Origin of the sequence: Rossellomorea arthrocnemi (assembly GCF_904424705.1) — a bacterium.
Taxonomy (GTDB): Bacteria; Bacillota; Bacilli; order Bacillales; family Bacillaceae_B; genus Rossellomorea; species Rossellomorea arthrocnemi.
In genome coordinates, this window is record NZ_CAJGBF010000003.1 from 225,471 (window position 1) to 239,948 (window position 14,478).

The 14,478-nt window shown below is 40.9% G+C and carries 10 protein-coding genes and 1 pseudogene; 10 read left to right on the forward strand and 1 reads right to left on the reverse strand.

The genetic code is table 11. The features are described from left to right. The first annotated feature begins 11 nt into the window (after nt 1-11). The 8 genes and pseudogenes from mutL (at nt 12) to spoVK (ending at nt 11,013) form a co-directional block, all read left to right on the forward strand. A complete protein-coding gene (mutL, locus tag BAA9072_RS06675) occupies nt 12-1,883 on the forward strand; it encodes a DNA mismatch repair endonuclease MutL (RefSeq protein ID WP_201713902.1) in 1,872 nt (623 codons plus the stop codon). A 704-nt stretch (nt 1,884-2,587) separates the two neighbouring features. Further along, nucleotides 2,588-3,625 (forward strand): class I SAM-dependent methyltransferase, encoded by a 1,038-nt coding sequence (locus BAA9072_RS06680; protein WP_201713903.1) that lies wholly within the window; start codon nt 2,588-2,590, stop codon nt 3,623-3,625. 116 nt (nt 3,626-3,741) lie between these two features. Further along, a pseudogene (locus BAA9072_RS06685) lies at nt 3,742-5,196 on the forward strand (FAD-binding oxidoreductase). Continuing rightward, a complete protein-coding gene (locus BAA9072_RS06690) occupies nt 5,193-5,744 on the forward strand; it encodes an MFS transporter (protein WP_201713904.1) in 552 nt (183 codons plus the stop codon). Before BAA9072_RS06685 ends, BAA9072_RS06690 begins: the two are co-directional and overlap by 4 nt. A 104-nt stretch (nt 5,745-5,848) precedes the next feature. Then, nucleotides 5,849-8,233: a penicillin acylase family protein gene (locus tag BAA9072_RS06695; RefSeq protein WP_408015209.1), complete on the forward strand. Its 2,385-nt coding sequence runs from the start codon at nt 5,849-5,851 to the stop codon at nt 8,231-8,233. Between the two features lie 211 nt (nt 8,234-8,444). Beyond that, the gene (gene miaA, locus BAA9072_RS06700; protein WP_201713905.1) at nt 8,445-9,404 is read left to right on the forward strand and encodes a tRNA (adenosine(37)-N6)-dimethylallyltransferase MiaA; all 960 of its coding nucleotides are present in this window, start codon (nt 8,445-8,447) and stop codon (nt 9,402-9,404) included. A gap of 27 nt (nt 9,405-9,431) precedes the next feature. Next, the gene (gene hfq / locus BAA9072_RS06705) at nt 9,432-9,668 is read left to right on the forward strand and encodes an RNA chaperone Hfq (protein WP_201713906.1); all 237 of its coding nucleotides are present in this window, start codon (nt 9,432-9,434) and stop codon (nt 9,666-9,668) included. A 388-nt stretch (nt 9,669-10,056) separates the two neighbouring features. Continuing rightward, nucleotides 10,057-11,013: a stage V sporulation protein K gene (gene spoVK / locus BAA9072_RS06710; RefSeq protein ID WP_201713907.1), complete on the forward strand. Its 957-nt coding sequence runs from the start codon at nt 10,057-10,059 to the stop codon at nt 11,011-11,013. Nucleotides 11,014-11,057: 44 nt separating this feature from the next. Here the strand turns inward: spoVK and BAA9072_RS06715 are convergent, their stop codons facing one another. After that, complete coding sequence (locus BAA9072_RS06715; RefSeq protein WP_201713908.1) at nt 11,058-11,666, reverse strand: trimeric intracellular cation channel family protein; 609 nt, start codon at nt 11,664-11,666, stop codon at nt 11,058-11,060. 202 nt (nt 11,667-11,868) lie between these two features. Here BAA9072_RS06715 and hflX point away from each other — a divergent pair, with 202 nt between their 5' ends. Together hflX and BAA9072_RS06725 are read left to right on the forward strand one after the other, a co-directional pair. Further along, a complete protein-coding gene (gene hflX / locus BAA9072_RS06720) occupies nt 11,869-13,122 on the forward strand; it encodes a GTPase HflX (protein ID WP_201713909.1) in 1,254 nt (417 codons plus the stop codon). Between the two features lie 18 nt (nt 13,123-13,140). Continuing rightward, nucleotides 13,141-14,418 carry a methionine gamma-lyase family protein gene (locus BAA9072_RS06725; protein WP_201713910.1) on the forward strand — a complete coding sequence of 426 codons (1,278 nt, stop codon included), beginning with the start codon at nt 13,141-13,143 and terminating at the stop codon, nt 14,416-14,418. The last annotated feature ends 60 nt before the right edge of the window (nt 14,419-14,478 follow it).

Genomic DNA, 14,478 nt, shown 5'->3' on the forward strand with positions numbered 1-14,478 from the left:
GAGGTGAAACTGTGGTGAAAATATTTCAGCTTGATGATACCCTTTCTAATAAAATCGCTGCGGGGGAAGTGGTGGAACGGCCGGCTTCTGTCGTGAAAGAACTCCTGGAAAACAGCATCGATGCAGGAAGTACCGTTATTGAGATTCACATCGAGGAAGCTGGCCTTCATTCTATACGTCTCATAGATAATGGGGACGGAATTGAAAAGGATGATGTTAAAACAGCCTTTAAGAGACATGCAACAAGTAAAATCAAAGACGAAAATGATTTATTCCGCATCCGTACATTAGGATTTAGGGGAGAAGCCCTTCCTAGTATCGCTTCCGTTTCTCATTTTACGTTAAAAACGAGTACGGGGGATGGTCCGGGTACGAGCATTGAACTTGAAGGTGGAAAAGTGAAATCTATTGAAAGTACGTCTTCGAGAAGAGGAACCGATATCACAGTTTCACAACTGTTTTTCAACACACCTGCCCGGTTGAAGTACATGAAAACGATTCATACAGAGCTTGGGAATATAACGGATGTTGTGAATCGGATCGCTCTTGCTCATCCATCTGTTTCAATCAAGCTGCTCCATAACGGCAAATCCCTCATGCACACGAATGGAAATGGAGATGTTCTACAGGTTCTTGCTGCGATTTATGGAGTCGGAATAGCAAAGAAAATGGTCCCGATTGAAGTGGACTCCCTGGATTTTAAAGTGAAGGGGTATATATCCCTGCCTGAGGTCACCAGGGCATCAAGGAATTATATTTCGACGATGATCAACGGGAGGTTCATCAAGAGCTATGCACTGGCAAAAGCAATCGGGGACGGATACCATACCCTTCTACCTATTGGGCGACACCCTATCGTGCTCCTTAGCATAGAGATGGATCCGATCCTGGTAGATGTGAATGTGCATCCATCCAAGATGGAGGTCCGTATCAGTAAGGAAGGGGAACTTAATAAGGTAGTTACAGAAGGGATCAAACGGGTGTTTAAAGGGAAGGAATTAATCCCTTCAGGATCTATTACCCCTAAGGCATCCCAACCGAAGTCGGAGCAGACGTTCATGAACCTGGATCATTCGGCAAAACGACAAGAGGTTAGACCGATAACAGATTCCGTTCGGGAACGGCCGCTTCCTAAAGAAGAGATGGTTAAGCTGTATGAGCCACACCAATCTGTCAAGGAAATGAGTGAAACAACGAGCCCCGTTTCGAATGAAGCACCCGATCGAGCGAACCCGTATGAGGTTGTGGAAGATGTCGGTGAACAAGAGTTTCCAGGTTTCGAGGAAGATAAAGAAACACCACGGGTTCCCGCTCTTTATCTTGTAGGTCAGATGCATGGCACGTATATTTTCGCCCAAAATGAACGGGGTCTATATATCATCGATCAACATGCTGCTCAGGAACGGATCAAGTATGAATTTTATAAAGAGAAAGTGGGGGAGGTTGCAAAGGAGCTTCAAGAACTCCTTGTTCCCCTTACCCTTGAATTTTCCACGGATGAGTATATTAAGATCAATGAACACCGTTCCCTTCTGGAAGAGGTCGGGGTGTTCCTGGAGGATTTCGGATACAACAGTTTTATCGTACGGGCACATCCCCAATGGTTTCCTAAAGGAGAGGAGCAGCAAACCATCGAGGATATGATTGAGCAAATCATCAAAATGAACAGGGTCGATATTAAAAAACTGCGAGAGGAAGCAGCCATCATGATGAGTTGTAAAGGATCTATTAAAGCAAATCATCATTTGCGAAATGAGGACATGCAGGCGTTACTGGATGAATTAAGAAGGACAAGTGATCCATTCACCTGTCCCCACGGTCGCCCAATTATTATCCACTATTCAACTTACGAAATGGAAAAAATGTTCAAACGAATTATGTAAAGGATGAAAGGTGCCGGGACATAACTAAATCGATTCAATCTAAATACGAACCATCACTTGTTACACCGCTGCTATGATTCTATGCAAGACTTCGCTTTCCTCGGGCAGAAGGCGTACCTCCTCCTGTCCACAAGATGTCCAGTTACAGTACTTAGGGGCTCGAGTTCATAAGTCAAGCCTGCCAAAACGGCAAAAAAAGCCTTCCCGGTAGGCTCGTCTTATGCTTGTCGTTCGTGGTCCTAGCCCTTTCGCATTTCTACTTTCCCCCAGGAGTCTTCTCCTTGTACTCCAATCAACAGCTAGAACCAGCCATATACACTATGTATGCTTAATTAAAAATAATAAAAATCCGAACGATATCGAATGATCGTTCGATTTTTTTTGAATAAAACACATTTGTCTCAGCCTCAAATTTGTTTAGATGATCCTTCTTTTATTTTAGGTGGATATCAGCTTATCCATTTATCAGAATGTTTCCGTAAATCAATGGGTTCAATTCAAAATCGTAATCAAGGGCACGTCCTTTACCTCCGAATACTTTTGTACATTGGAATGAACTAAATGGATTATTCTTTTATTCACAGTAATATTATTATGGTAACTAAAATGAATCTTTGTTCACTGACATTGAGAATAAAAAGAGGGTTTTAAGATTCTTTAGTTAATGTATATAGTAAGTGTTCTTTTCAGGAGGGAAAGTGCGGATGATTGAGATCGAAACGTCTTTAAAGAATGAACCTGTACGGGAAGAAACATATCTGGAAGCAACTCATCGAGTGGACAAAAGGCAGTTTTCTGAGAAGGAATATAATAAATTTGTAAAGTTGAAGGGTGTAAGGGATTGGTCTACTTTGACTTGGAAAGACGTTGGCAAGCCCTATGAGGTAACGACCTTTGCCAAAGAAAAAAAATACTGGGAATGGGAGAATGGAAAATCTCTTCCTATTCATACATCATGGGAAATGTTTAACCGTTCTTTCCACAAATGGTTTGTAAAGGATATCCCTGCTGAATTAAAGGAGAACAGAAGCTCCATTGTCAGGAATGCATTGAAATTGAATGGGAAAAAAACGGCAGCGGCATTAGCAGATCATCTTAGATTGCATCTATGGAATTATGTGCATCGTATTCAGGATGGAGTGTGGGATCCCAGAGGTAAGAGAGCATTGTTCAACGGACTTGACGTGATTAAGCCCAGAATACTATTTTTGGGAGCGGCAGAAGGGTATGAAGCAATGCAGCTCTCAGCTCTTTATCCTGGTAGTGAAATTGTGATGGTAGATTATGACCCATTTTGTCGCGATACCCGTTATCAGGAATTTCCGGAATCGTATCCATTCCTGGGACCAAATCCCTCAACCGGTGGGTTTAAAGCGTATTATAAGGGTGACTTTAAGATATCATACATTGTTGAGGATATCAGGAACTTAACCTTTGGTAAAGAATTTGATATTGTGTTGAGTGTTGGACTATTAGAGCATTTTCCGGATGAATTTAAGTCAGAAGTGGTAGAGTGGCACAGGAAGTTTTTGAAGCCTAACGGATACATGGTGCTTACTACACCAAGGGCTCAGCTTAAATCGAAGCTGTACTATGAAGTGATGGCGGATGTGATGAACCACACATACAGGGAACTGATGACCGTTGAACAAATGGGTCTTTATCTATATGAAAATGGGGCGGATATTGTACAACATGGATATATAAAGGTTCATAACGGTATCATTGCGAAAGTAAGGTAAAGAATGAAAAGCTTTTGATTAAATCAATCAAAGGCTTTTTATTTTTGAAAAGTATATTGAAAAATTCTATTTTTAGTGTAAAATTACTCTAAAAGAGAAAGGGAGGGTGGGGTGGTATGGTACCATCTATCGAGAGGAAGAGAAGATTATGGTTGTTAATCGTTCTTATTGTCTTATCATACATTCTGATATTTCAGTGGGAATTGAATGAAAGTGAATCGGAAAACACCATTACTGACGTCAGCAGATTAATGCCCACAAAAATTAATAGTATCGTTAATGGCAGTGAAGAAAAGGGCATTGTTGAAGCACTTTCTAAAGCAAGAAAAGAAAATCTGAAAGTATCGATTGCAGGTAAGAGACACAGTCAAGGCGGGCATACGTACTACCCTGATGGGGTGGTATTGGATATGACGGACTTCAATAAAGTGCTTAGTGTGGATCCTGTCCATAAGACTGTTCATGTGCAGAGCGGAGCTACTTGGGATGATATACAGAAAGAGGTGAATCCCCACGGTCTTTCAGTGAAAGTGATGCAGTCTCAAAATATATTTACAATAGGCGGATCATTATCTGTAAATGCACATGGCAGGGATATACGAAATGGATCGTTAATTGAAACGGTGAATTGGTTCCGGTTGTTAAAGTCCAATGGCGAGATTATAACCGTTTCCAGAAAAGAAAATGCAGAATATTTCCCTTTAGTCATTGGAGGATACGGATTGTTCGGGGTGATATTGGATGTTGAACTTCAACTTACATCTGATGAATTATTGACATTAGAGACGGAGGAAATGGACTATGATGAATATGAAGATTATTTTAAGCAGGATGTCTTAAAGGACGAAAACGTGAAAATGCACTTAGCACGATTGTCAACTGCACCAGATACGTTCCTCCAAGACATGTACGTGACCAACTACAGGGGCAGTGATAAACAGGAACAATATCCTGACTTTAATCATCTGAAAAGAGATAAATTCACCTTTTTAACAAAATTTTTGCTTGGCCTTTCCAGAGACTTTGATTGGGGGAAAAATCTTTTTTGGGAGATGCAGAAATCTTTTTTTGATAAGAAGGATGGTGATTTAGAAACCCGAAATAATGTCATGCGTTCAGAATCTGAATTTTTAGAATACAAAGGTAAAAGTGATACAGATATTTAACAAGAGTATTTTGTTCCAGTGGAAGAGTATGATGAATATATCGATGATTTACGAGAGTACTTAGTTGAAGATGATATTAATATAATGAACATCACTGTAAGATATGTGAACGAGAGTGAAGAAGCTGTATTATCTTATGCGAAAGAAGATATGTTTGCTCTTGTTCTCTTAATCAATCAGGAGATGGGGGAAAAAGCAAAAAAGAAAACGGGTGATACCATTCGTGGAATGATCGACATCACCATTGAACATGGCGGAAGCTATTATCTTCCTTACTATAAATATCCCACTGATGAACAGTTACACGAGACTTACCCAAATGCAGAAGAATTCTTCAATTATAAGCGGCAGTTTGATCCTGACGAACGGTTTATGAATCTATTTTATGAGGAGTATGGTAAATGAGATGGTTAATTGTTTCTCAAAGTTTTGCGATGGCAGCGGCAAGTGTGTCTTTTCCTTTTTATTTACTTTTCATTCAAAATATCGGAAGTGATTTTTCGAGTTTTGGATTTGCATACGGATTGTTTACGTTAAGTGCAGCCATCAGCCATCGCTTCATAGGAAGGTTGTCAGACTTATTTGGAGGTCACCTTCTACTCATACTATACAGTGTAGGAATGAGTTTCCTGTTTCTGTTCATCCCTTCTACAAATTCCATTCAAGAGGTATATATCATTCAGGTTTTACTTGGACTGTTAGGTGCTATGCAAAAGACGTCAGAGAAAGTCGTGATCAGTGACATGACTGAACAGCCTTCCAGAGGGAGAAGTATAGGTCAGTATCATTTTTGGACCGCTCTATTCTCAAGTATTGCCGTGATGGGAACAGGATTCTTATTGGAATATTTCACCATTCATTTCCTTTTCTATGCATGTTCTATTTCCTTTTTAACAAGTGGAATCGTATTCTTGATTTTTTGGTCTAAATGGAAACAGACTGTAACCACATAATAAATTTTCCCTTCGTAAGAGAAGGAATTCCCCTCCTAAAAGGCTAATAATAGAGATATAGTTATTTTTCAGAAAATTCTATATATACCATAGGGGGAAATGGAATGAATGGAGGCATTGAGCTTCAGAAACAGAAGAAAAATAAGCGTCTTAAAATTATATTATGGACGACAGGGGTCATTTTCTTTATTCTTCTTGGACTCCTAATTTTTGCAAACTATTACATTGACAGGTCTCTTCCGGTTACATCGGGCACGATTTCGATAAATGGTTTATCAGAGGATGTAAAAGTAATAAGGGATAAAGAAGGTGTGCCTCATATTCATGCTCAAAATGAAAAAGATCTCTACATGGCTCAAGGGTATGTTCAAGCACAGGATCGTTTATTCCAAATGGATCTAAGCAGGCGCCAGGCATCAGGACGATTGAGTGAAGTGGTAGGAAAGAAGGCGGTGGACCGGGACAAATTCTTCCGTACTTTTGGTTTGAGAAGGGCAGCGGAGGTTTCCTTTACCGCCTATCCTGATGAAGCAAAGCAGCTTCTCGAATGGTATGCCGATGGAGTCAATGCATACATGGATGAAGCGAAACATGAGGGCAGACTTCCTGTAGAGTTCACTCTTCTGGGGTACAAGCCGGAAAAATGGACACCCATCGATTCACTGACCATTGGTAAGTATATGGCTTTTGATTTGGGCGGTCATTGGCAGGGGCAGGCTTTTAGATATTGGGCACTCGAAAATCTATCAAAGGAGAAGGCGTATGATCTCTTTCCTTCCTATCCTGAAGGAGCACCTGCCATTCTATCAGAAATAGGCGATATACAACTCGATTTGAAGGAATCCTTTGCAGCAGCGATTATTCCACCTGAATTTAACGGAAGCAATAACTGGGTGGTAAGTGGAGAGAAGACTAAGAATGGAAAGCCTTTACTCGCAGATGATCCCCATCTTTCCTTAGGGACTCCTTCCATATGGTATCAGATGCACCTTGAATCCCCTGATGTCAACGTGAGCGGGGTGATTTTTGCCGGTATACCCGGGATTATCCTCGGTCATAATGAACAAATTGCATGGGGGGTCACTAACACTGGGCCTGACGTCCAGGACTTGTATATAGAGAAACGAAATGAAGAAGATCCCACTCTGTTTCTTTATGATGGAAAGTGGGAAAAGGCGACCATCATACAAGAACCGATTAAAGTAAAAGGTGGTGGGTCCATTCCTTATAAAGTAACAATAACGAGACATGGTCCAGTGATTTCGGAGTTTGCTCATCAAAAGGAGGGCGAGCAGGTGATGGCAATGCGCTGGACGGCATTGGATCCGAGTCTTGAACTCTCTGCTATCATCAATATCAATAAAGCAAAGAATTGGGAGGAATTCGAAGAGGCCCTGAAGGACTTTCATGTTCCTACCCAAAACTTTGTCTTTGCGTCCAAAGATGGCACGATTGCATACAAAGCAAATGGGAAAATTCCAATCAGAAAAAAAGGGGACGGACTTCTGCCCGTTCCAGGATGGGACCCTGATTATGAGTGGCAGGGCTTTATACCTTTTGAGGAACTTCCGAAAGTAATCAATCCTGAATCAGGCTTTATAGCGACTGCGAATAATAAAATAGTGACTGACGAATACCCTTTTCATATTAGTCATCACTGGGCACAACCTTATCGTTATATGAGAATCTCAGAGTATCTGGAGAAAAAAGATAAACTGACTCTTTTGGATATGGAAAAACTGCAAATGGATCAAAAGAATTTACACGCCAGGGAATTCCTCCCTATCATGATTTCGGATTTGGAGAAAGGGTCAATGACATCCCAACAGGCAGTTGCTCTTGAGATATTAAACTCATGGGATTATCGGGATGATAAAAGCTTGGCGGCTCCATTGATATTTCACCAGTGGATGAACGAAATATCATCTGGACTCTTTCAAAAAGAAGTACCTGATGAAATGATGAAACTGTTTGAAGGCCGTCAAAGTGTTGTAGATGAACTCATTCGGAAAGCACACATTGGGGAAGAGTCTCAGTGGTTTACGGATCGTGGGGGGTATAACTCATTCTTAACTGCATCCCTTACAAATGCTCTGAATGAGCTCAATGAGGCATATGGATCATCGATGGATGAATGGCAGTGGGGCATGTATCATAGAGTCTATTTCGAACATCCATTATCAGGCGCTTCACCGATTTTAAAAAGGTTCTTGAATGATAAGGAGCCTGTACCAGTGGGGGGGAGCAGGGTGACAGTGGAGGCTGCAAGCTATAATGAAGATGGAATCGTCAACCACGGTGCTTCCTGGAGGTTCGTGATCGATACTTCGGATATGGGGAACGGTTATCATATTGTCGGCCCTGGACAGGCAGGTCACTATAAAAGTGAATGGTATCAAGATCAAATTGATGCGTGGGTAAAAGGAGAATATCATAAAACCTCTCTTGAAGGCTCTTATGGAGATCAATTGTTCTTAACGCCGGAATAATAAAATACTGCTTGAAGGGGCCCCTTTAAGCAGTTTTAAGTTTCATTATTTAAAGAAACGGGTACATTCACTTCAAAGAAGAAGGAGGGAAAGTTATTTTCTTGAATAAGCCTGATAGAAATGGAAATAATGTCAAGATGTGATTTCATACAAATTATTATTATGGTACGATAATATGTAAAGAAACAGTTACATAGAAAGCAGTGAACATATGACAAGTTTGGAAAAAGAGAAAGTGATTGTCCTTATTGGACCTACTGCAGTGGGGAAAACCAATACGAGTATAGAACTTGCTAAAAGGTTTGATTGTGAAATTATAAGTGGTGACTCCATGCAAATATATAAAAGAATGGATATCGGTACTGCAAAAATCTCCACTAGCGAAATGAAAGGCGTACCCCATCACTTGATTGACATTAAAAATCCTGAAGAATCCTTCTCTGTGGCTGAGTTTCAGCAGCTTGTAAGAAGGAAAATTTCTGACATTCATTCACGTGGGAAGGTCCCTCTGATAGTGGGAGGGACTGGCCTTTACATTCAAGCGGTCTTATATGATTATCAATTTACAGAAACCCCGGGTGATGCACATTATCGTGAGGAGTTAGAAGCAGAGCATGAAAAGCATGGGTCCGAGTGGCTACATCAAAAGCTTTTTAACGTCGATCCTGCTTCTGCTGGGAATATTCATCCGAATAATACGCGACGAGTGATCCGTGCCTTGGAAATTTTTCATTGCACCGGTAAGACCATGAGTGAATATCAAAATGGCCAAACACATGAGCTGCAATACAATGTAGCGTTAATTGGATTGACCATGGATCGGGATAAACTGTATGAGAGAATCAACCTTCGGGTAGACCTGATGATACAACAGGGCCTTTTAGAAGAAGTTAAAGCATTATATGATGATGGTGTGAGAGATGTTCAGTCTGTACAGGCGATTGGATATAAAGAACTTTATGACTACTTCGAGGGTTACGTCAGCATGGAGCAGGCAATAGAAAGCCTCAAACAAAACTCAAGAAGGTATGCCAAGCGTCAACTCACCTGGTTTCGAAATAAAATGAACGTTGCCTGGTACGATATGACAGACGGTAGTTCCTACGCCAAAAATATTGAGGGCATTTCAGAATTTATTGCAGGAAAGCTTCAATTAAAGTCGAATAAGTAATGTAGAGATAGAAGAGGAGGACTAACCATGAAACAATCCATTAATATCCAAGATCAATTCCTTAATCAATTACGGAAAGACGGTTCACTCGTAACAGTGTTCCTTTTAAATGGCTTCCAGATTCGCGGCCAGGTAAAGGGGTTTGATAATTTTACCGTTCTGTTTGAAACAGAGGGTAAACAGCAACTGGTATATAAACATGCCATTTCAACTTTCGCTCCACAGCGGAATGTTCAAATAAATTTTGAAGAACAAAATAATTAGTAATCTTGCGAAAGCTGCCCGTAGTGGCAGCTTTTTATTTAGGTCCGATGGTGAATACTGCAAGAATAATTAATGAAATGAAAGGTTAGTGAATAGGATGATAAGAGAGGCTTTTTGTTTCTCACTTTATTCCTTCGATTAATATAGAATGGATACTGGAATTGTATACCTCGAGGGACTTCTATAAATGATTAGGGAGTTTATCGATAAACAGACAGTATGAATTGAAAACATGTTTCGTAGCGTAATTCTATTTATTTCTTGGGAAAGCGCAGGAATAGACAGGATTCTTTTTATTTGTCGAAAAATAACCAGTTGAAATAACAGGCATATATCACCCTTATATCTTAGATAAGTATATTGTCTTCAGAATGGTGAGGTGAAACCTTTGGAACAACCAATGAGAATGAAAAATAATGGTCAAATCAGCATTGTATTGAATTCTCAAAAAAGGAGTTCAGTACGTGAAACGTTAGATTCGACCCCTCAGTCTCTCCCTCAAGAGCATGTAGCATTGAAAGAAATTGAAGAGGAACTTGGATCTCTTGTCGGAATGGAAGAAATGAAAAAAATGGTGAAAGAAATTTATGCATGGATATATGTGAATAAAAAACGGGAAGCTATGGGACTGAAGGCTGGAAAACAAGCACTTCATATGATGTTTAAAGGAAATCCGGGGACCGGAAAAACGACCGTGGCGAGAATCATAGGAAAACTGTTCTTAAAGATGAATGTGCTCTCAAAAGGACACTTGATCGAGGCTGAAAGGGCTGATTTGGTTGGGGAATATATTGGCCATACTGCACAGAAAACAAGGGATTTAGTGAAGAAAGCCCTGGGGGGAATCCTTTTCATTGATGAGGCTTATTCACTTGGCAGAGGAGGAGAGAAGGATTTTGGAAAAGAGGCCATCGATACGCTTGTAAAACATATGGAAGATAAGCAGCATGATTTTATCTTGATCCTGGCAGGGTATTCAAGGGAAATGGAGCATTTTCTCACCTTAAACCCAGGTCTCCAGTCACGATTTCCCCTTGTATTTCATTTCCCTGATTATTCAGTAGACCAACTGATGGAGATCGGAAGAAGGATGTTAGATGAGAAGCAGTACTTATTGAGTCATGATGCCGAAAGAAAGATCCGTGAACATTTGAATGCGGCTAAAAACACCTTATCCCCCATGGCATTTTCCAACGGTCGGTATGTGCGAAATGTCCTGGAAAAATCGATAAGGGCCCAGGCGATGAGGCTATTGATGGAAAATTGTTATGATCGACATGATCTCTTGACCATCCGGAGCAACGATCTAGTGTTTACTAGAAGTGCCATGAATAACGATAATTAAGAAAACAGGAAAAAAATGCATTCAATATTGAATGCATTTTTTTGTTAAACATGTGCCCGTAAGCTTCTATTCGGTAATCTCCATTTATATAAGTAGGAGAGTACGCGTAAAGTTGTCGTAATCACAAATAAAGAGTAAAGTTCAAAAGCTGAATGAACAATTCCAAGTCCGACCGCCGCCCCGCAAAGTACTGCCCACACGGCATATATCTCCGATCGGAGGACTAATGGTTTCCGCCCGGCTAGAAGATCACGTATGATTCCGCCGCCACTCCCTGTTAAAACGGCAGCAACAATAATCGCACTTATTGGGTGGTTCATTTCTGAAGCATATAATGCCCCTTGGATAGCGAACGCCGATAGACCGATGGCATCGAAGAAATTCCCCCATCTTCGCCAGTGTTTTAAAAGATTATTGGGGAATAAAAAGACAGCTGTTATAGATAGCAGTGCAATCTGAAACAGCATTCCCTGCTCCCATAAAGCGGAAACCGGTACACCAATCAGTAAATTTCGGATTGCGCCCCCTCCGAATGCAGTGACAATTCCTAATATATAAACACCGAGGATATCATATTCCTCTTCCATGGCAATGATAGCTCCTGAAATAGCAAAAGCAATGGTACCGATAATGCTCAGTACTTCCCACGTCATACACATTCCTCCTCACCCTATTACAATATGCTACATGCCATTATGTAGAATCTTGAAGTAGTGATAGTCATAATCAAACATAATGATTTTAACACGTATGTGCTTATTTGCAACCATTTTTCATTACATTTTACATAGAGTTTGCAAGGCGGATTTGATATGATGAGAAATAGAATAATAAGTACAGAAAGAAGGATGATGATTGAAGAATGATGCGAAAGAAAAAGTCATACTGGTTGGCTGTCAACTGGAAGATGATGACTTAGGTTTTCGATATAGTCTAAATGAGCTTAAAGAGCTTACTGAAACGGCACAAGGCCAGGTTGTTGCCACGCTCACCCAAAAGCGTGACCGGGTTCACCCTGGGACGTATATCGGGAAGGGGAAAGTGGAAGAACTGATGCTCTTGGAGGAGCAATTTGAACCTGATATCATTGTATTTAATGATGAATTATCCCCCAGTCAAATAAGGAATTTATCAAGGGAGTTAGATTCAAGGGTGATTGATCGTACACAGTTGATATTAGACATTTTTGCTCAGCGTGCCCGTTCAAGAGAAGGGAAATTACAAGTAGAGCTTGCACAACTGCAATACTTGCTGCCTAGACTAATTGGTCAAGGAGCATCTCTTTCAAGGCTGGGGGGAGGGATCGGAACCAGGGGTCCTGGTGAAACCAAGCTCGAAAGTGATCGTCGGCACATCCACCGAAGAATAGACGATATTAAGAAACAGTTACAAACGATAGTCGATCATCGAGAAAGATACCGTGAACGAAGAAAACGAAACAAAACCTTTCAAATTGCTCTGGTCGGGTACACCAATGCCGGAAAATCCACTTTGTTCAACAGAATGTCATTGGCGGATTCCTATGAAGAAAACCAATTATTCGCTACACTGGATCCTATGACGAGGAAAATGCCTTTACCCAGTGGATATTCAACTTTGCTTACCGATACAGTAGGTTTTATTCAAGATTTACCGACTACACTCGTAGCGGCATTTCGTTCCACCCTTGAAGAGGTAAGAGAAGCAGACCTCCTTCTTCATATAGTAGATTGTTCCAATCCTGATCACAGTCAGCACGAAAAGACTGTACAATCGTTATTGAAGGATTTACAAATGGATGGATTACCACAATTGACGGTGTACAACAAGCGGGATGCGATGGATCCTGAATTTGTTCCTTCCACCGAATCTGAGCACATCATGATCAGTGCTTTAAACGAACTGGATCGTGGAAAGCTTTTAGTGAAAATAGAAGAAATCGTAAAAAAACAAATGATGCGTTATCATGCACTTATTCCTGCAAATGAAGGGAAGCTCCTATCACAATTAAAGAATGAAACGATCCTGACAGGACTGGAATTCCTTGAAGAAAGCCAGGTGTATGAAATGATCGGATTTCACCTTGAAGATCATCCAGTCTCAGGTAGCATCAAGAAATTCCAAAGGTAGAAGGGAAACAAAAACCAAATGTTTGAACAATTAGTTAATGGAAAGAATTTAAAATCACTTGTAAAGAAAGTGGAAGCAGATATAAACGACATTCACAAAAAAATTGACGAACGTTCTGAAAGCAACCAATTCAGTGTTTTAAAAGCATTTCAGAAGCACCGGGTAAGTGATTCACACTTTATCCCGTCAACGGGTTATGGATACGATGATGCAGGAAGAGACACACTTGAAAGTATCTACGCCGATGTATTCGGAGGAGAAGCGGGACTTGTACGACCACAAATTATTTCAGGTACTCACGCTATCTCCATCGCCTTGTTTGGAATACTTCGACCGGGAGATGAGCTAGTGTACATAACTGGAAAACCGTATGATACGCTAGAAGAAATTGTGGGGATACGTGGAGAGGGGACAGGCTCCCTTAAAGACTTTCAGATTGCCTATCAGAGCGTTGACTTAAATGAGTCCGGCAAAGTGGATTTTGAAGAGGTGGCACGGACCATTTGTTCAAGAACGAAAATGGTTGGAATCCAGCGCTCGAAAGGATATGCGAACCGGCCATCCTTTACTATAGAAGAAATAAGGGAAATGATAGATTTCATTAAAGAAATCAATCCAGAGATCGTGGTATTCGTGGACAATTGTTATGGGGAATTTGTCGAAGAGAAAGAACCTTGTCATGTTGGGGCAGACCTGATGGCGGGCTCACTTATTAAAAACCCTGGTGGTGGACTTGCAAAAACAGGGGGCTATATTGTCGGAAAAAGAGTCTACGTGGAAGCCTGTTCGTTCCGAATGACCTCTCCGGGAATCGGGGCAGAGGCAGGGGCCTCCCTTTACAGCCTACAGGAAATGTACCAAGGGTTCTTTTTGGCACCTCATGTGGTGGCGCAATCATTAAAAGGAGCAGTCTTCACGTCTGCTCTGTTGACTGAGCTGGGTATGGACACGAATCCCTCTCCCCATGAAACCCGGACAGATTTGATACAATCGGTTCAATTCAATGACAGAGAAAAAATGATCGCATTTTGTCAGGCAATCCAATTTGCTTCACCGATTAATTCTCACTTCACTCCATATCCAAATTATATGCCTGGTTATGAGGATGATGTCATTATGGCTGCAGGAACGTTTATTCAGGGATCGAGCATTGAATTATCAGCTGATGGCCCAATAAGACCGCCATACGTTGCTTACGTTCAAGGCGGTTTGACCTATTCGCATGTGAAAATCGCTGTCTGCACGGCAGTAGATCATTTAATTGAAAAAGGTTTAATCGCCATTTTAAAAGGATAATTAAGTAATAATTGGATAGTCTATAGCCGACTATCCTCTTCTTTTGATTACTTATGTTAG